Origin of the sequence: Streptomyces hundungensis, from assembly GCF_003627815.1 — a bacterium.
Classification (GTDB): domain Bacteria; phylum Actinomycetota; class Actinomycetes; order Streptomycetales; family Streptomycetaceae; genus Streptomyces; species Streptomyces hundungensis_A.
This window is the reverse complement of record NZ_CP032698.1, coordinates 3,369,781-3,388,502: the sequence shown is the minus strand read 5'-3', so window position 1 is coordinate 3,388,502 and position 18,722 is coordinate 3,369,781. Positions and strand designations below refer to the sequence as shown.

General features: G+C 72.6%; 18 protein-coding genes and 1 pseudogene. 6 read left to right on the top strand and 13 right to left on the bottom strand.

The window, feature by feature from the left end; translation table 11 throughout:
- The first annotated feature begins 14 nt into the window (after window positions 1-14).
- Complete coding sequence (locus DWB77_RS14970) at window positions 15-821, top strand: hypothetical protein (protein WP_162952536.1); 807 nt, start codon at window positions 15-17, stop codon at window positions 819-821.
- 53 nt (window positions 822-874) lie between these two features.
- On the opposite strand, the gene DWB77_RS14965 is transcribed toward DWB77_RS14970, so the two are convergent.
- The 5 genes and pseudogenes from DWB77_RS14965 to afsQ1 all read right to left on the bottom strand — a co-directional run bounded on the left by DWB77_RS14965 (window position 875) and on the right by afsQ1 (window position 4,638).
- Complete coding sequence (locus DWB77_RS14965; protein ID WP_120721755.1) at window positions 875-1,078, bottom strand: PspC domain-containing protein; 204 nt, start codon at window positions 1,076-1,078, stop codon at window positions 875-877.
- Window positions 1,079-1,176: 98 nt separating this feature from the next.
- Window positions 1,177-1,734 (bottom strand): annotated as a pseudogene (locus tag DWB77_RS14960) (VanZ family protein); the annotation flags it as partial.
- Between the two features lie 60 nt (window positions 1,735-1,794).
- Window positions 1,795-2,418 carry a hypothetical protein gene (locus tag DWB77_RS14955; RefSeq protein WP_120721753.1) on the bottom strand — a complete coding sequence of 208 codons (624 nt, stop codon included), beginning with the start codon at window positions 2,416-2,418 and terminating at the stop codon, window positions 1,795-1,797.
- Window positions 2,415-3,920 (bottom strand): sensor histidine kinase, encoded by a 1,506-nt coding sequence (locus DWB77_RS14950; protein ID WP_120721752.1) that lies wholly within the window; start codon window positions 3,918-3,920, stop codon window positions 2,415-2,417. Before DWB77_RS14950 ends, DWB77_RS14955 begins: the two co-directional genes overlap by 4 nt.
- A gap of 40 nt (window positions 3,921-3,960) precedes the next feature.
- Window positions 3,961-4,638 carry a two-component system response regulator AfsQ1 gene (afsQ1, locus tag DWB77_RS14945; protein ID WP_174248559.1) on the bottom strand — a complete coding sequence of 226 codons (678 nt, stop codon included), beginning with the start codon at window positions 4,636-4,638 and terminating at the stop codon, window positions 3,961-3,963.
- A gap of 476 nt (window positions 4,639-5,114) precedes the next feature.
- Between afsQ1 and DWB77_RS14940 the strand changes: the two genes are divergently transcribed.
- Complete coding sequence (locus DWB77_RS14940; protein WP_120721751.1) at window positions 5,115-5,897, top strand: SigE family RNA polymerase sigma factor; 783 nt, start codon at window positions 5,115-5,117, stop codon at window positions 5,895-5,897.
- A 343-nt stretch (window positions 5,898-6,240) separates the two neighbouring features.
- Here DWB77_RS14940 and DWB77_RS14935 read toward each other — a convergent pair whose 3' ends face one another.
- Window positions 6,241-6,870, bottom strand: a complete 630-nt coding sequence (locus DWB77_RS14935; protein WP_246033531.1) for an ATP-binding protein — start codon at window positions 6,868-6,870, stop codon at window positions 6,241-6,243.
- Window positions 6,871-7,027: 157 nt separating this feature from the next.
- Here DWB77_RS14935 and DWB77_RS14930 point away from each other — a divergent pair, with 157 nt between their 5' ends.
- Window positions 7,028-7,432, top strand: a complete 405-nt coding sequence (locus tag DWB77_RS14930; protein ID WP_120721749.1) for a hypothetical protein — start codon at window positions 7,028-7,030, stop codon at window positions 7,430-7,432.
- Window positions 7,433-7,520: 88 nt separating this feature from the next.
- On the opposite strand, the gene DWB77_RS14925 is transcribed toward DWB77_RS14930, so the two are convergent.
- The 3 genes from DWB77_RS14925 to deoC are packed head-to-tail and all read right to left on the bottom strand — an operon-like array spanning window position 7,521 to window position 10,858.
- A complete protein-coding gene (locus DWB77_RS14925; RefSeq protein WP_120721748.1) occupies window positions 7,521-8,414 on the bottom strand; it encodes an aldehyde dehydrogenase family protein in 894 nt (297 codons plus the stop codon).
- Window positions 8,407-9,852, bottom strand: a complete 1,446-nt coding sequence (locus DWB77_RS14920) for an aldehyde dehydrogenase family protein (RefSeq protein ID WP_120721747.1) — start codon at window positions 9,850-9,852, stop codon at window positions 8,407-8,409. The genes DWB77_RS14925 and DWB77_RS14920 overlap by 8 nt, the downstream gene beginning before the upstream one ends.
- A 10-nt stretch (window positions 9,853-9,862) precedes the next feature.
- Window positions 9,863-10,858, bottom strand: coding sequence for a deoxyribose-phosphate aldolase (gene deoC, locus DWB77_RS14915; RefSeq protein WP_246033866.1), 996 nt, complete (start codon window positions 10,856-10,858; stop codon window positions 9,863-9,865).
- Between the two features lie 245 nt (window positions 10,859-11,103).
- Between deoC and DWB77_RS14910 the strand changes: the two genes are divergently transcribed.
- The 3 genes from DWB77_RS14910 (at window position 11,104) to DWB77_RS14900 (ending at window position 13,654) form a co-directional block, all read left to right on the top strand.
- Window positions 11,104-12,216, top strand: a complete 1,113-nt coding sequence (locus DWB77_RS14910; protein ID WP_120721746.1) for a hypothetical protein — start codon at window positions 11,104-11,106, stop codon at window positions 12,214-12,216.
- Window positions 12,217-12,362: 146 nt separating this feature from the next.
- Entirely contained in the window at window positions 12,363-12,980 is a 618-nt protein-coding gene (locus tag DWB77_RS14905) for a class F sortase (protein WP_120721745.1), read from the top strand.
- A 38-nt stretch (window positions 12,981-13,018) separates the two neighbouring features.
- Window positions 13,019-13,654 carry a PH domain-containing protein gene (locus tag DWB77_RS14900; RefSeq protein WP_120721744.1) on the top strand — a complete coding sequence of 212 codons (636 nt, stop codon included), beginning with the start codon at window positions 13,019-13,021 and terminating at the stop codon, window positions 13,652-13,654.
- 37 nt (window positions 13,655-13,691) lie between these two features.
- Here DWB77_RS14900 and DWB77_RS14895 read toward each other — a convergent pair whose 3' ends face one another.
- The 4 genes from DWB77_RS14895 to DWB77_RS14880 all read right to left on the bottom strand — a co-directional run bounded on the left by DWB77_RS14895 (window position 13,692) and on the right by DWB77_RS14880 (window position 18,526).
- Window positions 13,692-14,918, bottom strand: a complete 1,227-nt coding sequence (locus DWB77_RS14895) for a glycosyltransferase family 39 protein (RefSeq protein WP_120721743.1) — start codon at window positions 14,916-14,918, stop codon at window positions 13,692-13,694.
- 230 nt (window positions 14,919-15,148) lie between these two features.
- Complete coding sequence (locus tag DWB77_RS14890) at window positions 15,149-16,795, bottom strand: phospho-sugar mutase (protein ID WP_120721742.1); 1,647 nt, start codon at window positions 16,793-16,795, stop codon at window positions 15,149-15,151.
- 58 nt (window positions 16,796-16,853) lie between these two features.
- Window positions 16,854-17,678 carry a purine-nucleoside phosphorylase gene (locus tag DWB77_RS14885; protein WP_120721741.1) on the bottom strand — a complete coding sequence of 275 codons (825 nt, stop codon included), beginning with the start codon at window positions 17,676-17,678 and terminating at the stop codon, window positions 16,854-16,856.
- Window positions 17,679-18,088: 410 nt separating this feature from the next.
- Entirely contained in the window at window positions 18,089-18,526 is a 438-nt protein-coding gene (locus DWB77_RS14880) for a gamma-glutamylcyclotransferase (protein ID WP_053728283.1), read from the bottom strand.
- Window positions 18,527-18,722: the final 196 nt, after the last annotated feature.

Sequence of the window (18,722 nt, the reverse complement as noted above, 5' to 3'; positions counted from 1 at the left end):
GTAGGGTCCTGATCATGCGTCCGAAGGCGTGCGCCCGAGCGACGGTGTCCGCCCGGGCGACCGTGCCCAACCGGACGACGGTGTTCATCCGGGCGTCGGTGTTCAACCGGGCGTCGATGTTCATCCGGACGACCGTGCTCACCCTCGCCGCGCTGCTCGCGGCCGTGGCCTGCGTTCCCGCGCCGGACGGCCCCGCCGGTCCGGACACCGCCCGGGCGCCGGGCGTTCGGGCCTCGTCCGCCCCGGCGCCGACCGGCCTGGAACGGGCCGTCCTCGCGGCGGGTGACGTGCCGGGTTACGAGCTCTCCGGCGCACCCGCGCCCGACGCCGAGGGCGTGCCGCGGGCCGACCGCGCCGCCTGCGCGCCGCTCGCCGAGGTGATGGGCGGGGCTCCCGACGACCGGGCCCGCGCGACCGTGAGCCGGGGCCTCGGCGCGCGCCGGCACCCCGGTCTCGCGGTGTCGGCCTCCCTGTCCGCCTACGCCCCGCCGGACGCCCGGCGCCTGATCGCGCGGCTGAAAACGGCACTGGCCCGCTGCGGCACGGCCTTCGGCACACTCCTCGACGGCCACCGGGCCGCCTACCAGGACGTGCGCGCGGCGCCCTACGCGGTGCGCGGCGAGGAGTCGGTGAGCTGGACGGCGACCGCGACCGGCCAGGGCGCGCCCGCCCCCGTGCACCTCGTCGTGGTGCGCCGGGGCGCCACCATCGTGCGGTTCATGGCGATCGACCTGTCCGGGCGGGCGCCGACGACGGTCGCCGTGCCACACGACATCGCAGACCGCCAGCTCGACAAGCTCGCCCGAACCCTCGGGGAGTGAACTACCGGCGGCCCTCGGGGAATTGAACTACGAGGCGGCCCTCGGGGAGTGAACTACCAGGCGGCGCGCGGCGACTTCTCACCCGGGATCAGCGCCCACATCGCCAGATAGACCAGGAACTGCGGTCCCGGCAGCAGGCACGAGACGAGGAAGATGATCCGCATCGTGGTGGCGGAGGTGCCGAAGCGCCGGGCCAGCGCTGCGCACACCCCGCCGATCCGGCGGCCTTCGGTCGGGCGGACAAGAGGGGCGCTCATGGCAGGCTCCTTCGGAGCTGGAGGGGGGAGCCGCTTCGGTCGGGCTCCCTCGCGATGCCTCCATACTCCCGCCGGGCCGTCGCCCCGGCGTCGGCCCAGGGGGCTGTGGCGACCCTGGGATTTGTCGGGGTACGTCCCTGAGGAGGCTCCTCCGCAAGGAGGGGCGCGCGGTGCTCGCCCTCGTTCCTGCGGCGCAGGCCCCGCCGACCCGCCGGCACCACCGCGAGATGGGCCAGCGCCACGCCCGCGGTGTTCAGGAGCAGCGCGTCCACATCGGGGACCTGGCCGGGCACGGCCGTCTGCATCAGGGTGATGCCGAGCGAGATCAGCGCGCCGGACAGGACGGTGCGTACCAGGGAAGCCAGCGGGGAGACGTGCAGCCGGCCGCCCGCCATCGGGAGCAGCACCCCCAGCGGGGCGAGCAGCAGTAGGCCCTCGCCGATCCGGTGGGCGGCCTGGAGCGGGCCGAGCGCGAGGTCGGCCCTGATGCCGGCGAACGGCGTCAGATTGGTGGCCGTCACCCACATCACGTCCCGGGGTCTCAGCGAGATCCACGCCACGAGCAGCAGATGCGCGAGGAGGAGGACCCACCCCACCGCGCGGAACCGGATGACGGCGCTGCCGTCCTGACCATGACGCTGCTGCACGCCCCCCAAGACGCGGCGTGCGGTGGGAACGGTTCCGCCCGGGCCGGGTGATTCGGTCCGGGCCGTGCGCTAGGTGCGGCTGGGGCGGGGAATCTCGCCGAGGGTGGCCGCGCTGTCCGGGCGGGACTTCATCTCCGCGGTGCAGGTGTAGCCGCGGGCCGGATCCTCGCCGGGGCCGCCGAGCACCACCTGCTGGGTGCCGGGCGCCGACGGCATGTTCTCCGCGTAGGTGCACACCAGCTGCGACAGCGCGAGCGCGGACAGGGACTCCGGGGCGCGGCTGAGGCGCAGCGTGCCCGCCGGGTCGTTCGACCGGGCCGCGGTGACGGTGAGCGGGCCCTTGACCTCGGTGGTGAACCCGGCGTCCTTCTCGTCGCCCGACGGCTGGGCGATGAGTTCGTCGAGCAGCGTCTGCGCGAAGCGGAGCCGGTCCTGGGCGCCCCTGTTCTCCGCGATGCGTACCGACCGCTGGGCCGTGACGAGCTGCGCCCCGCACACCAGTTGGACCTGGATGGTGACGCCCTCGAACTGCGGGGCGATCGCGTTGTCCGGCACCTCGCACGGCACCCGGGAGGGCGCCGGGCCCGCGTCGACGGGGACCGAGGTGGGCCGGATGCCGCAGCCGGTGGCGGCGGTGGCCAGCGTCAGCAGACCGGCCAGCGCGACGGCTGCCCGGCGACGGAGTCCTCTCACTGCGCCGCGTCTCCTTCCGGCGTCTCGGGGGTGGCCGGCTCGGTGGCGTCCAGCGGCAGCCGCAGCACGAACACGGCGCCGCCTTCGGGGGAGTTGGTGGCGGTGATGTCACCGCCGTGGATGTGCGCGTTCTCCATCGCGATGGACAGGCCGAGCCCGCTGCCCTCCGAACGCGGCCGCGAGGCGCTGGCCTTGTAGAACCGGTCGAAGACGTGCGGCAGTACGTCCTCGGGGATGCCGGGCCCGTGGTCGCGTACCGCGATCACCAGCTCCTCGCCCTCGACGCGGACCGAGACCCGCACCGGGGAGCCGCCGTGCTTGAGGGCGTTGCCGATCAGGTTGGCGAGGATCACGTCCAGGCGGCGCGGGTCGAGCCGGGCCATGATGCCGCGCTCGGCGTCGAGTTCGACGGCGTCCAGCCAGGCCCGGGTGTCGATGCAGGCGGTGATCTGGTCTGCGATGTCCACGTCGTCCAGGACCAGCCGGGCGGTGCCCGCGTCGAAGCGGGTGACCTCCATGAGGTTCTCGACCAGGATGTTCAGCCGCCTCGTCTCGGAGACCACGAGCCGCACCGCGGGCGCGATCATCGGGTCGAGGCTGTCCTCCTCCTCGTCGAGGACCTCCGCCACGGCGGTCAGTGCGGTCAGTGGTGTGCGCAGCTCGTGCGACATGTCGGCGACGAAGCGGCGGCTCGCCTCCTCGCGCGCGCTCATGTCGGTGACCTTCTTCTCCAGCGCCTCGGCCGTCCGGTTGAACGTCCTTGAGAGATCGGCGAGTTCATCGGTGCCGGACACCCTCAGCCGGGTGTCGAGCTTGCCCTCGCCGAGCCTGCGCGCCGCGTCCCCGAGGCGCTGCACCGGCCGCAGCACGGTGGTGGCGGCCGCCTGCGCCAGCAGCGCGGAGGCGAGCAGCGCGAGGAAGGTGGCGATGCCGAGCGACCAGGCAAGGGAGTTGAGGTCACGCCGCTCCTGGTCGAGCGGGGCCAGCATGTAGCCGGTCGGACCGGCCCCGATGATCTTCGTGCCGCCGACCAGATACGGGCGCCCGTGCAGCGTGATCCGCTGCCAGAACAGGTGGTACGGGTAGGCGTTGCTCCCCGTGACCTTCTGCTTCTTGGTGACGGCCTCCTGGAGGGAGGCGGGCACGTCCTCCAGCGTGAAGCCGTCCACGTCGGAGGCGCCCACGATCGGCTTGCCGGGCGCGCGTTCCGCCACGAGCAGCACGTTGTAACGGGAGTTGCTGCTGTCCGCCATCTGCTTGGCGGACACCTGGAGGTCGTGCTCGGTCGGCTGGAGCGGCAGCGAGGCGGCGCGGTTCTGCATGCCCTGACGGAAGTCGTTGAGCGCCGAGTCCTGCGTACGGACCAGGACGGCCTCGCGGTTGAGCCAGTACGCGATGCCGGACGCGGAGACCGCCGCGGTCAGCGCGACGAGCGCGAACACGACGACCAGACGCAGCCGCAGACTGGTCCAGCGCAGCCCGGCGAGTACGGCCCGCTTCACCGGCCGGGCTCGTGGGGGGTGCGGGGGCGGTGCGTCAGCTTCACGAGGGGGTGTCCAGGCGGTAGCCCACACCACGGACCGTACGGATCAGCGTCGGCGAGGACGGCACGTCCTCGACCTTGGCGCGCAGCCGCTGCACACAGGCGTCGACGAGCCGTGAGTCGCCGAGGTAGTCGTGCTCCCAGACGAGCCGCAGCAACTGCTGGCGGGAGAGCGCCTGACCGGGGCGGCGGCTCAGTTCGAGCAGCAACCGCAGCTCGGTGGGGGTGAGTTGGAGGTCCTCGCCGTTCTTGGTGACGGTCATCGCGGCCCGGTCGATCACCACGTTGCCGAACGCCGCCGAGTCGGTGGCCTCCCGCTCGCCACGGCGCAGCACGGCCCGGATCCGGGCGTCGAGGACCCGCCCCTGGACCGGCTTGACCACATAGTCGTCGGCGCCGGACTCCAGGCCCACCACCACGTCGATGTCGTCATTGCGCGCGGTCAGCAGGATGATCGGCAGTTGGTCGGTGCGCCGGATGCGGCGGCACACCTCGAAACCGTCGATCCCGGGCAGCATCACGTCCAGCACGATCAGGTCCGGCCGCTGCTCGCGCAGCAGTTTCAGACCGTCCTCGCCCGTCGCCGCGGTGGCCACACGGTGGCCCTGGCGGGACAGGGAGAGTTCGAGGGCCGTGCGGATGGCGTCATCGTCCTCGATCAGCAACAGGAAAGGCACGGAGGTCATTCTGGCCCATGGGCGGAAGGAGTACGACCCCCGTCCGGTCCTGGACCCCGCGACTCCACGCGCAGGGGCCGCCGCGACCGGGCAACACCAGGACGCCCGGCAGGGCGCAACGGGCGCTGCGGCGCCCGCTGTGGCGCGCGCTGTGACGCGCGCTGTGACGCCCCTGTGACAGTCGACGGACAACCCCATGCTGTGTCTTCCCGGGGGGCGACCCCCGGACCCCCGGCAGGGGACAACGCCCGCTGCGGCGCGCGCTGTGACGCCCCTGTGACAGTCGACGGACAACCCCATGCTGTGTCTTCCCGGGGGGCGACCCCCGGACCCCCGGCAGGGGACAACGCCCGCTGTGGCGCGCGCTGTGACGCCCCTGTGACAGTCGACGGACAACCCCATGAAACTGCCCGGGCAGGCTCTTCCTCGTAAGCCAGCACGGCCACGAAACAGACTCCACCGACGGGGGGCGCGAGATGAACGCACTGCACAGCACCAACTCCAGCGCAGTTGTGACGCGTCTCCACGACGTCGTGCGGAGTGCCGAGAAGTCCGGTGTCCCGAGCATGCGGGGGTGCGCTCGGGGCGCCGGACGCCAGCACACGTCATCGGTACAGCAGGGGCCTTCGCCCTACATGACGGTGCTGGACAACCCCGCGGTTCCGGCCGCGGGGAAGAAGTCGCAGGGGGGCGGGGAAGCGGCGTACCGGGAGGGCTCGGGGGAGCGGAGCAGCCTGTCGGAGACGGAGTTCACCGCTTACGTCCAGGCACGCCGCGCCTCCCTGTACGCCACCGCCTACCACCTGACCGGCGACCGCTTCGAGGCGGAGGACCTGCTCCAGAGCGCGCTGTTCTCCACCTACCGCGCCTGGGACCGCATCAGCGACAAGGCGGCGGTCGGCGGTTATCTGCGCCGCACGATGACCAATCTGCACATCAGCGCCTGGCGGCGGCGCAAGCTCAACGAGTACCCGACCGAGGAGCTGCCGGAGACGGCCGGCGACACGGACGCGATGCGCGGCACCGAACTGCGCGCCGTGCTCTGGCAGGCGCTGGCCCGGCTGCCCGAACTACAGCGCACGATGCTGGTCCTGCGCTACTACGAGGGCCGTACGGACCCGGAGATCGCGGACATACTCGACATCAGTGTCGGCACGGTGAAGTCCAGCATCTGGCGCTCGCTGCGCCGGCTGCGCGAGGACGACGTCCTCAGCTTCGGCCGTGACGAGGAGGAGTCCTTCGGCGAGCTGGTGGCCTGAAGGTCCGGGGGAGGGGCGCGGGTGGTCCACGGGGGACACGGGGACCATCCACGGGGGGAACGGGGGAAGCGGCGGGGCCTTCGGGCCCCGCCGCTTCATTGTGCGCGCGCCCTCGCACGCGCCGCCGGCGCTCGGCTCCGCTCGGAGCGGCTAGGGCCTGTCCGGCGGATCTTGTCTGGGACGCGGGGGGCCGCCACGCCCATCTGCGGCGTTGTCGTCGGTTGCCGACGCTCCGCGTCGCCGCCCTCCTCCGCCTTGCGGCTGGACGCACCAGCCCCCCGCTCACCAGCACCACAAGGCCAAGGCACCCCGACGGCGACCAGATCCGCCGGACAGGCCCTAGCTAGGCGGCGACTCCCGTACGGCTGCGGCCCGCCGCGGCGCTCGCGATGCGTCCCAGGGCCTCGTCCTTCGCGCAGGGGTGGGCGCCGAGCGCCGACTGCCGGGCCACGATCGCGCGTTCGGCGCGCATCAGGCGCCAGCCGCGGCGCAGCAGGAACGGCACCGACTTGCGGCCCTCCTTCAGGTCGCGCAGCAGCCTGCGGCGGAAGGTCGTCGAGGGCCGGCCGCGCAGACAGATCGCGTCCGCGAGCACCCCGAGCTCCTGGCAGCGGTCCACGATGTCGGCGGCGAAGATGCCCTCCGCGATGAACAGCGGGGTGCGGCCGATGCCGAGCGAGGTGGTGCCGGTGATGGAACTCGTGGCGATCGAGTAGACCGGCACGGAGGTACGCCCCGTGCGGCACAGCTTGGTGATGGCGACGATGGCGGCGTCCGCGTCCCAGGACTGCGGGGAGTCCCAGTCGATGTCCGTGCTGCCCGCCACCAACGGCAGGGTCGGGTCGTCACCTTCTTTGTAGAAGTCGTCCAGGCGCAGCACGGGCAGATCCGTACGGGCGGCCAGGGACGACTTGCCGGAGCCGGAGGGCCCCGAGAGCAGGACGACGCGCGTCGCGATGGCAGATGAACTCACGGGACACCAGTGTGGGCCATGCGCGCGCAAGTAGGACCCCCCGGGGAGGCCGTTGGTATCCCAAGTCACATCTCAACTGGTAACCGGCGTCACGTCTCAACTACGCTTCGTGATCGCGTGATGACACACGACTACTTCCGAGAGTGAGTGGGATCCCATGGGACGACACGAGGCCCCCAGGCCCGCCAGCGGCCTGCGTTACCGGACGCTGCTCAGTGCCGGGCTCACCGTCACCGCGGCCGGCGCGGCCCTGGCCGCGGGGGGCGCCACCGCCCAGGCCGCGCCCGCCCCCACGGCCGGCCAGAACGCGACCGTCACCGACCTCACGGCGGCCGCGCACGGAGTGACCGGCTCGTTCGGCCATGCCGTGGGGCCCGTGCTCGGGCTGCGGCTCGACCCGCTCGCCAACACCGGGGTCGATCCGCTGACCAACGGGGTCCGTACCCAGGTCGCCGACTTCAAGCCGGTGTCCACGACGGCCGCGACCGGTGTGCTGACGAGCGGCTCCGCCCTCAAGGACCTGCCGCTCATGGACCAAGCCCCTGGTCTGCTGCCCGGCTGACGGGCAGGCGAAGGGCCCCGCCGTCCGTGGACGGCGGGGCCCTTCGCGCGGCTCAGTACGCGCGGCGCACGGCTCGGTAGGCGGAAGCTCAGTACGCGGAGCCGGAGGCGCCCAGGGACCCCGTGGGGTGCCAGACCGTCTTGGTCTCCAGGAACGCGGTGAGACGCTCGGTGCCCGGGTCCGCGGTGAAGTCCACGGCCTTGGCGCGCAGCACCCGCTTGAGGTTGTCCGCCGCCGCGATCTCCAGCTCGCGCGCCAACTCGGCGTCGGCGCCCGTCAGATCGATCGCGTTGACGTCCTGGTGCGCGGCGAGCGGCGCCGCGATCTCGGCGGTCTTCCCGGACAGGATGTTGACGACACCGCCCGGCAGATCGGAGGTGGCGAGCACCTCGCCGAGCGAGAGCGCCGGGAGCGGCGCCTTCTCGGAGGCGATGACGACCGCCGTGTTGCCGGTGGCGATGACGGGTGCGACGACCGAGACCAGGCCGAGGAAGGACGAGTCCTGGGGGGCCAGGACCGTCACGACGCCGGTCGGCTCGGGGGTGGAGAGGTTGAAGAACGGGCCCGCGACCGGGTTGGCCCCGCCCACGACCTGGCCGATCTTGTCGGTCCAGCCCGCGTACCAGACCCAGCGGTCGATGGCCGCGTCCACGACCGCCGCGGCCTTGGACTTGGACAGCCCCTCGGCCTCGGCGACCTCGCGCACGAACTGGTCCTTGCGCCCCTCCAGCATCTCCGCGACGCGGTAGAGGACCTGGCCGCGGTTGTACGCGGTCGCGCCCGACCAGCCGCCGAAGGCCTTGCGGGCCGCGACGACCGCGTCCCGCGCGTCCTTGCGGGAGGAGAGCGGCGCGTTGGCCAGCCACTTGCCCTTGCTGTCGACCACTTCGTACACCCGGCCGCTCTCGGAACGCGGGAACTTCCCGCCCACGTACAGCTTGTAGGTCTTGAAGACACTCAGACGCGTCGAAGTCTCAGACATCGAGGTAGCCCTCCAGGCCGTGCCGGCCGCCCTCGCGGCCGAAGCCCGACTCCTTGTAGCCGCCGAACGGCGAGGTCGGGTCGAACTTGTTGAACGTGTTGGCCCAGACGACACCGGCGCGCAGCTTGCCCGCGACGGCGAGGATCCGCGAACCCTTCTCCGTCCAGATGCCGGCGGACAGGCCGTACTGGCTGTTGTTGGCCTTGGCGACGGCCTCGTCGGGGGTGCGGAAGCTCAGCACCGACAGGACCGGGCCGAAGATCTCGTCGCGGGCGATGGTGTGGGCCTGGGTGACGCCCGTGAACAGCGTGGGCGCGAACCAGTAACCCGCCGACGGCAGTTCGCACGGGGCGGACCAGCGCTCGGCGCCCTCCGCCTCGCCGGTCTCGGTGAGCGCGGTGATCCGGGCCAGCTGCTCGGCCGAGTTGATGGCGCCGATGTCGGTGTTCTTGTCCAGCGGGTCGCCGAGGCGCAGCGTGGACAGGCGGCGCTTGAGCGAGTCGAGCAGCTCGTCCTGGATCGACTCCTGGACCAGCAGGCGCGAGCCCGCGCAGCAGACCTGGCCCTGGTTGAAGAAGATGCCGGTGACGATGCCCTCGACGGCCTGGTCGATGGGGGCGTCGTCGAAGACGATGTTGGCGCCCTTGCCGCCCAGCTCCAGGGTGACCTTCTTGTCGGTGCCCGCGACGGAACGCGCGATGGCCTTGCCGACGTTGGTCGAGCCGGTGAAGGCGACCTTGTTGACGTCCTCGTGCTCGACCAGGGCCGCGCCCGCGTCACCGTACCCGGGAAGGATGTTGACGACGCCCCTGGGCAGGCCCGCCTGGCGGCAGATGTCCGCGAAGAACAGCGCCGAGAGCGGCGTGGTCTCGGCGGGCTTCAGGACGACCGTGTTGCCGGTGGCGAGCGCCGGGGCGATCTTCCACGCCAGCATCAGGAGCGGGAAGTTCCACGGGATGACCTGACCGGCCACGCCCAGCGGACGCGGGTTGTTGCCGAACCCGGCGTGGTCGAGCTTGTCGGCCCAGCCCGCGTAGTAGAAGAAGTGCGCGGCGACCAGGGGGAGGTCCGCGTCGCGGGTCTCCTTGATCGGCTTGCCGTTGTCCAGGGTCTCCAGGACGGCCAGCTCGCGGCTGCGCTCCTGGATGATCCGGGCGATCCGGAACAGGTACTTGGCGCGCTCGGAGCCGGGCAGCGCCGACCACTTCTCGAACGCCCTGCGCGCGGCCTTCACGGCGCGGTCGACGTCCTCGGCGCCCGCGCGGGCCACCTCGGACAGGACCTCCTCGGTGGACGGCGAGACGGTCTTGAAGACCTTGCCGTCGGCGGCCTCGGTGAACTCACCGTCGATGAACAGGCCGTAGGAGGGGGCGATGTCGACGACCGAGCGCGACTCGGGAGCCGGTGCGTACGCGAATGCGGATGTCTGCTTGTTCATGTCCATGATCTCAGTCCACCGTCACGTAGTCGGGGCCGGAGTAGCGGCCGGTCGCCAGCTTCTGACGCTGCATCAGCAGGTCGTTGAGCAGCGAGGAGGCACCGAAGCGGAACCAGTGGTTGTCCAGCCAGTCCTCGCCCACGGTCTCGTTGACCAGGACCAGGAACTTCACCGCGTCCTTGGTGGAGCGGATGCCGCCGGCCGGCTTCACGCCGACCTGGATCCCGGTCTGGGCACGGAAGTCCCGTACGGCTTCCAGCAGGACGAGGGTGTTGGCGGGGGTGGCGTTGACCGCGACCTTGCCCGTCGACGTCTTGATGAAGTCGGCGCCGCCCATCATGCCGAGCCAGCTGGCGCGGCGGATGTTGTCGTACGTCGACAGCTCACCGGTCTCGAAGATGACCTTGAGACGGGCCTTGTCGCCGCACTCGGCGCGGACGGCCGCGATCTCCTCGTACACCTTCAGGTAGTGGCCGGCGAGGAACGCGCCCCGGTCGATCACCATGTCGATCTCGTCGGCACCGTCCGCCACCGCGTCCCGCACGTCCGCGAGCTTCACCGGCAGCGCCGCGCGGCCCGCCGGGAAGGCGGTGGCGACGGACGCGACCTTGACGTCCGAGCCCTTCAGCACCTCCTTGGCGCTCGCCACCATGTCCGGATAGACACAGACAGCGGCGGTGTGGGGGGTGGTGCGGTCGGTCGGATCGGGGTGGACGGCCTTGGCGGCGAGCGCCCGGACCTTGCCCGGGGTGTCCGCGCCTTCCAGCGTCGTCAGGTCGATCATCGAAATGGCCAGGTCGATGGCGTAGGCCTTGGCCGAGGTCTTGATCGAACGGGTGCCGAGGGACGCGGCGCGCGCTTCCAGGCCCACCGGGTCGATGCCGGGGAGCCCGTGGAGGAAGCGGCGCAGCGAGCCGTCGGACGCGGTCGCGTCGGCGAAGGCGATGGGGGTACCTCCCTGGTCGAGCGAAGTCGAGAGCTCGGGGGATGGTGCATTGGTGGGCATGGTCACCAGATGAGCATATCTACGCGCGTAGCTGCCTGTACAGCCCCCGAGGCTCAGGTGAGCGGGGGTGAGCTCTGTCACGCGCCTGTGACACGGAGCGGACCCTTCTCGTACAGGTGATCCATAGATTTCTCTTCAGCAGCCCCGCCCAGCCTCAACGGCCCCACCCGGCAGAGGAGGCGGCATGCGACCTCCACTTCTTTCCTTCTCCGGCCACTCGGCCGCCCTGCTCCATGGAGTCGTTCATGTCGACCTACGCCCGCACCCCGCTCCGCGCCGCGATCGCCACCGCCGCCCTCGCCGGAGCCCTCCTCGCCCCGGCGGCGGCCTTCGCGGCCACCCCCGGGCAGGCGCCGGCCACTACTTCCTGCCACGTCACCAAGAGCGTCGCCTCGGAGCGGCTCGGCATGACCGTCACGCTCACCAACGACCTGGCGGACGGCCCGAAGGCCGAGCTCAAGGACGGCAACGGCAAGGTCGTCGCCACCGTGGACCGGGCCCACCCCACCGACCTGAGCGCCGGCATCAAGCTGGAGGCGGCGACCGGCGGCAAGGCCGTGTTCTTCCAGCGCTCGCAGGGCGGCGACACCGCCTGGAAGTCCCAGCCCTTCCCGGCGCTGCCGAAGGAGTGCGCCGCCACCCCCGGCGTGGTCACGTACAAGCTGGTCAACGGCGAGACGGTCGCCGTCGGCAAGCTGGGGACGGGCCACTACCGCGCCGAGTTCGTGACCAACGGGAAGGTCGTCCTGATCCTGACGACCGGGGGTGAGGACGTGGACGGGTACGTCCACGGCATGCACGTGGTGCTGAACGCCACCACCGGCAAGGTGACCTCGGAGTTCACCGACGGCCGCGCCGGCTGCACCGTGACCAAGGTCGTGCCCAGCGTCTTCGGCGCGGGGATGTCGGTGAAGCTCACCAACAGCGTCCAGGGCCCGAAGGCGGTGCTGCGTGACGCCTCCTTGAAGGCGCTCGCCACGGCCGACCGCGCCCACCCCGTGGACGGTCGCTACGGGGTCCGGATCGATGGCGCCAACACCGCCACCCCCAAGCTCGGCCAGCGCACCCAGGGCGGCACCATGCCGTACCGGTACACCGCCTTCCCGAAGCTCCCGGCGGGCTGCGCCAACACCGCGCCCGCCAAGAACCCCGCCACGACCCCGGCCACCGTGGTCAACACGCCGGTCCAGAACGGCGGTCAGACCACCGTCGTGCCCAAGGGCGCGGTCGCGGCCGGCGCCGAGTTCAAGCAGGGCGGCGAGGGCAAGGGCCTGATGATCGCGGGCGCGGCCGGTGCCGTGGTGGCCGCCGGTGCCGGTGTCTTCGTCCTGCGCCGCCGCGCCGGCTCCACCAACTGACGCCACCGGGCGGGGACTTGAGAAGGTCCTCGCCCGGACGATCAACCGGCGGGCCGGGCCGCACGAGCCCCCGCCGTCGGTCACAGCCCACCCGGGCGGATCTCCTCAGGAGGTCCGCCCTCCCTTCCCCCGGCCCGGAGCGCCCCATGTCCCGCACCCGCGCGGCCCGTTCGGCCGCCACCGCCCTGGTCCTGCTCGCCCTCGGCGCCTCTGCCGCCGGCTGCGGCTCCGGCGCGGCGAAGCCCGCCACCCCGCCGCCGAACATCAGCCCCGCCAGCGCTGCCCCGGCCACCCCGAAGGCGGCGACCGCGCTGCCCGCCTCCAAGCCGGTGCGGGTGCGGATCCCGGCGGCCGGGGTGGACACCGGGCCGATCCTCGACCTCGGGCTCGCTGCCGACGGGACCGTCGAGGTGCCCTCCGTCGCCGACGCCGACCGGATCGGCTGGTACGACAAGGGGGTCACCCCGGGCCAGACCGGGCCCGCCGTGCTCATCGGGCACTTCGACACGGTCAAGGGCCCCGCGGTCCTCAAAAACGTCTCCAAGGTCAAGGTCGGCGACCTCGTCACCGTCGACCGCGCCGACGGGAAGCCCGCGCGCTTCGCGGTCCGCGCCCTGGAGCAGGTCGACAAGAAGACCTTCCCGACGCAGAAGGTGTACGGCAACACCGACCGCCCCGAGCTGCGGATCATCACCTGCGGCGGCGAGCTCACCGGCGGCCACCGGCCCGACAACATCATCGTGTACGCGGATCTGGTGGCCTGAGGGAAACCCGCCCGGGGGGCGTGAGGCAGAATCGGGCCATGACGAGCCCCACGCCGCCCGCCGAGCCGGCCTACGCCGACCGGACCTACCGCTCAGCCGCCGGTATCGCCGGCGGCGCGCTGCTGCTCGCGATCGGCCTCTGGCTCGGCGTCGACGCCGTGATCCAGGGCCACGGCAACGCGCCCTGGCTGTCGCTCGCCGTGCTGCTGTGCGCGGTGCCCCTGATCGTCGCGTTCAGCTTCCGCCCGGCGGTCTTCGCGGGCGCCGACCGGTTGATCGTGCGCAACCCGTTCCGCACGATCACCCTGCCCTGGGCGTCCGTCGCGGACGTACGGGCCGGCTACTCCAGCGAGGTCTTCGACCAGTCGGGCGGCAAGTACCAGCTGTGGGCGATCCCGGTCTCGCTGCGCCAGCGCAAGCGGGCCGCGCGCCGCCAGGTGCGGGACGCCACGGTCGACGGGCAGATCGGAACCTCGGTGACCGCCGACGTCACCGACACCAAGGCGCGGATGGCGCCCACCGACCAGTCCGTCCTGACCCTGCGCGAACTCGCCGAGCAGGGCGCCTCGCGCGAGGGCGCGCAGGGACCGGTCAGCATCCGCTGGGCGTACGAGGTCATCGCGCCCGCGGTCGCCGGGGCGGTCCTGTTCGTGGTCCTGCTCGCCATCGGCTGAGGCACCCCCGGCGCGCCCCGGCCGCGTCAAGCCCCCGTCACGGCGGCCCCGGCCACACCATGAGCATGTACGCGCCCAGCCACGCCGACGAGACGGCGGCCGCCCCCAGCACGAGGGCCGTCACCGTGCGGCGGGCCCGTGACAGGGCGAGCGCGACGGGGAGCAGCAGCGGGAATCCGGGGAGCAGGAAGCGGGCCCGCGGGAAGTAGACGCCGCCGCTGCCGAGGACGACCAGCAGCAGCGCGCCGGTGAAGACCAGCAGGACCAGCGGCTGGCGGTCGGCGAGCGAGAGCACGTACAGCGCCCCGGACACGAGCAGGACCAGCGTGACCACGACCAGGAACAGCGGAGGCCGGTTCGCGTACACCAGCAGGTCCCGCATCTCGCGCAGGGTGCCGGCGCCGCCGTCCCACTCGTTGGCCCACAGCTTCTGCACGGCGAAGTAGCCGTCCCAGCGGCCGACCCGCAGCCCCACCCAGGCCACATAGGAGCACCAGCCGAGCGGGGCGAGCAGGCCGCCGAGCACCGGCCGCCACGCGAGGCGGCGGGCGCGTACGAGGGCGGCCAGGGCGGTCAGTGAGACGGCGGCCGCGATCGCGACGCCGGTCGGGCGGGTCAGCCCCGCGAGCGCCGCGAGCGAGCCGGCCCAGACCCAGCGTCCGGTCAGCGCGCAGTACAGCGCCCAGGCCGTCAGCGCCGTGAACAGGGACTCGGTGTAACCCATCCACTGGACCACGCCGACCGGCAGCGCGGCCCACAACACCGTCAGGACGGTGGCGGTGCGCCGGCCGTGGAGGCGGTCGCCGACCGCGAACACCCCGCCCGCGGCGACCAGCGAGAACACGACCGCGAGCACCAGCGCGACACTGGCCCGCGAGCCGGGCGTGACGGCGGCGACCGCCTTCACCAGGACCGGGTACAGCGGAAAGAAGGCCAGGTTGCTGGGTTCCTCGGTGCCGGGCGGGGTGAGCTCGTAGCCGTGCGCCGCGATGCCGAGGTACCAGTTGGAGTCCCAGGACTTGGCGAGCACCGGCCACAGGCCGTGGTGGCGCAGATGCGTCCAGCGGGCGAGGACGATCACCCCCAGCAGGCGCACCGCGAGATGGCCGAGCAGCGCGGGCCCCGCGTACCGCAGGGCGGTGCGCGCCCGCTCCCCAACGGGTGGGCGGCCGCCCGGGACGCGCTCGGCCGGGTACCGGCGGGCGCCGGGAACGGGTCCGCGACGGACCGTGGTCGTCGCTGGGGGAGGCGCGGTCGGGGACACTGCGACGGCTCCTTGGCTCGGGCACGGCGAGGGGTACGGCCACGGGTACGCCACCGGGTACGGCGAGAAGTGCCGCACCGGGAACGGCCCGAGGTACGGGCCACCCTGTCGCGCGCGGGCCCGCCCGATGCGGCACCGCTGCGTCAACTGCCGTACGAAATCACCCGAAAGCAGGACCGGGGCGGTGGTCTCTTGACCACCGCCCCGGTGCGTTCCTTCTGCCCCGCCGCTCAGATGCCGGCGGCCGCCGCGAGGTCCTTCTTGATGCCGGCGAGCAGCTCGGCGCCCCGGGCGCGGGCCGCGTCCAGCTCGTCGGCCGAGCCGACCGGGACGACGACCTCCAGGTAGCACTTGAGCTTCGGCTCGGTGCCGCTCGGGCGCACGATCACCCGGGCGCCCTCCAGGTAGTAGCGCAGACCGTCGGTGGGCGGCAGCTCCTCGGTGCCCTCCGTCAGGTCCTCCGCCTTCGTGACGGCGAGCCCCGCGAGCGCGGTCGGCGGCTGCTCGCGCAGCCGCGCCATCGCGTTCGAGATCACCGTCAGGTCCTCCACCCGGACCGAGAGCTGGTCGGTGGCGTGCAGACCGTGCGCCAGGGCCAGTTCGTCGAGCAGGTCCAGAACCGTGCGGCCCTGCTCCTTGAGGACGGAGACCAGCTCGGCGAGGACCAGGGCGGCCGTGATGCCGTCCTTGTCGCGCACGCCCTCGGGGTCGACGCAGTAGCCCAGCGCCTCCTCGTAGCCGTAGCGCAGGTCCTCGACGCGGGCGATCCACTTGAACCCGGTCAGCGTCTCCTCGTACCCGAGCCCCGCCGCCTCGGCGATGCGGCCGAGCAGCGAGGACGACACGATCGACTCGGCGAACACGCCGGTGACGCCCTTGGCGACCAGGTGGGCGGCGAGCAGCGCGCCGACCTCGTCACCGCGCAGCATCCGCCACTGGCCGTCGCGGTCCTTGACCGCGGCCGCGCAGCGGTCGGCGTCCGGGTCGTTGGCGAGCACGACGTCGGGATCGACGCGACGGGCCGTGGCGAACGCCAGGTCCATCGCGCCCGGCTCCTCCGGGTTGGGGAAGGCGACCGTGGGGAACGCCGGGTCGGGCTCGGCCTGTTCGGCCACGAGCACCGGCTCGGGGAACCCGGCCCGCGCGAACGCGGCGAGCAGCACGTCCTTGCCGACGCCGTGCATCGCCGTGTAGACGACGTTCGCGGTGCGCGGCGAGCCGGCGGTCAACACCGCGTCCGTACGCGCCAGATAGGCGTCCAGGACCTCGTCCCCGAGCACCTCCCAGCCGGACTCGGGGCGCGGCACGTCGTGCAGCGAGGCGACGGCCGCGATCTCGGCGGCGATCTCCGCGTCGGCCGGCGGCACGATCTGCGAGCCGTCGCCCAGATACACCTTGTAGCCGTTGTCCCGCGGCGGGTTGTGGCTCGCGGTCACCTCGACGCCGGCGACGGCGCCCAAGTGCCTTATGGCGTACGCCAGTACGGGCGTGGGCAGCGGCCGGGGGAGCACCGTCGCGCGCAGTCCGGCGCCGACCATGACGGCCGCGGTGTCCCGCGCGAAGTCGGCGGACTTGTAGCGCGCGTCGTAGCCGATGACGACGAGCCCGTCGCCCTGCCCCTTCGCCTTGAGGTACGCGGCGAGCCCGGCGGCGGCCCGGATGACGACCGAGCGGTTCATCCGCATCGGCCCGGCGCCCAGCTCGCCGCGCAGCCCGGCGGTGCCGAACTGGAGCGTGCCGCTGAACCGCGCGGCCAACTCCGCCGCGTGCTCGGCGTCCGCCGAACTCTCGATGAGCTTGGCCAGCTCGTCGCGCGTCTCGCTGTCGGGGTCCTCGGCGAGCCAGGCCCGGGCCCGCGCGATCAGGTCCTGCGTCACGTTGTCAGCCTTTCGGGAGGAGCTTTCGGAAGGGCTTGGAAGTGCTGGTGGGCAAGGCTCAGATGCGGTCGAGTACCCGCGTGAGCAGCTCGCCCATGCGCGCCGCCGAGTCGCGGCCGGCCTGGAGCACCTCTTCGTGGTTGAGCGGCTCACCGGTCAGACCGGCGGCGAGGTTGGTGACGAGCGAGATCCCGAGGACCTCCGCGCCGGCCTCGCGGGCCGCGATGGCCTCCAGCACGGTCGACATGCCGACCAGGTCGCCGCCGAGCACGCGGACCATGTTGATCTCGGCCGGGGTCTCGTAGTGCGGGCCGGGGAACTGGACGTAGACGCCCTCTTCCAGCGTCTCGTCGACCTCCTTGCACAGCGCGCGCAGGCGCGGCGAGTACAGGTCGGTGAGGTCCACGAAGTTGGCGCCGATGATCGGCGAGGTGGCCGTCAGGTTGATGTGGTCGCTGATGAGGACCGGCTGGCCCGGGCGCATGCCGTCGCGCAGGCCGCCGCAGCCGTTGGTCAGGACGACGGTCTTGCAGCCGGCGGCGACGGCGGTGCGCACGCCGTGCGAGACGGAGGCGACGCCGCGGCCCTCGTAGAAGTGCGTACGGCCGAGGAAGACCAGGACGCGCTTGGTGCCGATCTTGTACGAGCGGATCTTGCCGCCGTGGCCCTCGACGGCCGGCGCCGGGAAGCCCGGCAGCTCGGTCACGGGGAACTCGGCCTCGGGGGCGCCGAGCGCGTCGACGGCCGGCGCCCAGCCGGAGCCCATCACCAGGGCGACGTCGTGGGTCTCGGCGCCGGTGAGCTCGCGCAGGCGCGCGGCGGCGGCGTCGGCGGCGGCGTGGGGGTCGTCCTGGAGCAGGTCCGGGATGGCAGATGCGTTCACTGGGTCTCTCGCCTCGCGAAGGAACGTCGTCCCGCCCGGTGACTGTCCGGCCGGGTCCGGGGGGTTTTCCCCCGGTAAAGAAGAAGTACGCGCACGAGCGTAACCGCTGAAGTCCTACGCGCGTAGATGTCCAGGATAACGGACCTGCCGAATCCGTTTGTGGCTTCACACGAAGGCCCGCCCTCAGCGAGGGTCGCCGGGCCCGCCACCAGCCCTGTCAGGGGCGCGGGGAACTGCGCGAACGGCCCCCACCGGGCCGCAGGTGAAAGTCGTCTTGAGCGTCCGGTGCCCCGGGGAGGGGGCGACTTTTCGGCTGCGGACCGTGCGTGGCTGGTCGCGCAGTTCCCCGCGCCCCCAGGGGGCTGGTGGTGCGCCCCGGGCCGAGCGTTCGGCCCGAGCTGGGCGGGGGCTCAGCAGGGGCGTTTGCGGAGTTCCATTACGTAGTCGTGGGGCGCGCCCGCGGACTCCGCCGCGTCGGCCAGCTCGCCCAGGTAACGGGCCGAGGGCAGGCCGCCCTCATACCCGTTCAGGACGTACAGCCACGCCGCGTCCTCCCCGTCCAGCGTGTGCACCCGCACCCGCATCCGGCGGTAGATGTCGAGGCCGACGCCCTCCCACCGGTCCATCGACTCCTCGTCGAGCGGCGCGATGTCGTACAGGGCGACGAAGACCTGGGAGCGGGGGGCCTCGACGATCGTCGCGAGGGCGCCCTCCCAGCCCATCTGCTCTCCGCCGAACGTCAGGCGCCAGCCGTTGAGCCAGCCGGTGCCGCGCAGCGGAGAGTGCGGGGCGCGGCGGGTCATCAGCCGCGGATCCAGGTTGCCGGCGTACGCGGCGTAGAGCGACATGGTGTCGAGGGTACGACAGTGACCCGCGGGGGCCGTTCGCGCCGCCCGCCACCACCGGGGCCCCGCGGGATCCCGCCGGATCCCGCCATGGCGGCCGAATGGCGCCCCCGGGGCGAGGACACGGGAAGCGTGCGGGACAATGAAGTACGTACTGCGTTCCCCCGGGGCCCCGCCCCGGACCCCCGGCCGGGCGGGC

What these genes read in the sequence shown, in the direction of transcription:
- DWB77_RS14880 (WP_053728283.1), bottom strand. Translation starts at nt 18,526, where the DNA reads ATGTCGCTCTACGCCGCGTACGCCGGCAACCTGGATCCGCGGCTGATG.
- DWB77_RS14910 (WP_120721746.1), top strand. Translation starts at nt 11,104, where the DNA reads ATGTCGACCTACGCCCGCACCCCGCTCCGCGCCGCGATCGCCACCGCC.
- DWB77_RS14940 (WP_120721751.1), top strand. Translation starts at nt 5,115, where the DNA reads ATGAACGCACTGCACAGCACCAACTCCAGCGCAGTTGTGACGCGTCTC.
- DWB77_RS14970 (WP_162952536.1), top strand. Translation starts at nt 15, where the DNA reads ATGCGTCCGAAGGCGTGCGCCCGAGCGACGGTGTCCGCCCGGGCGACC.
- DWB77_RS14920 (WP_120721747.1), bottom strand. Translation starts at nt 9,852, where the DNA reads ATGAACAAGCAGACATCCGCATTCGCGTACGCACCGGCTCCCGAGTCG.
- DWB77_RS14925 (WP_120721748.1), bottom strand. Translation starts at nt 8,414, where the DNA reads ATGTCTGAGACTTCGACGCGTCTGAGTGTCTTCAAGACCTACAAGCTG.
- DWB77_RS14965 (WP_120721755.1), bottom strand. Translation starts at nt 1,078, where the DNA reads ATGAGCGCCCCTCTTGTCCGCCCGACCGAAGGCCGCCGGATCGGCGGG.
- DWB77_RS14930 (WP_120721749.1), top strand. Translation starts at nt 7,028, where the DNA reads ATGGGACGACACGAGGCCCCCAGGCCCGCCAGCGGCCTGCGTTACCGG.
- deoC (WP_246033866.1), bottom strand. Translation starts at nt 10,858, where the DNA reads ATGCCCACCAATGCACCATCCCCCGAGCTCTCGACTTCGCTCGACCAG.
- DWB77_RS14905 (WP_120721745.1), top strand. Translation starts at nt 12,363, where the DNA reads ATGTCCCGCACCCGCGCGGCCCGTTCGGCCGCCACCGCCCTGGTCCTG.
- DWB77_RS14900 (WP_120721744.1), top strand. Translation starts at nt 13,019, where the DNA reads ATGACGAGCCCCACGCCGCCCGCCGAGCCGGCCTACGCCGACCGGACC.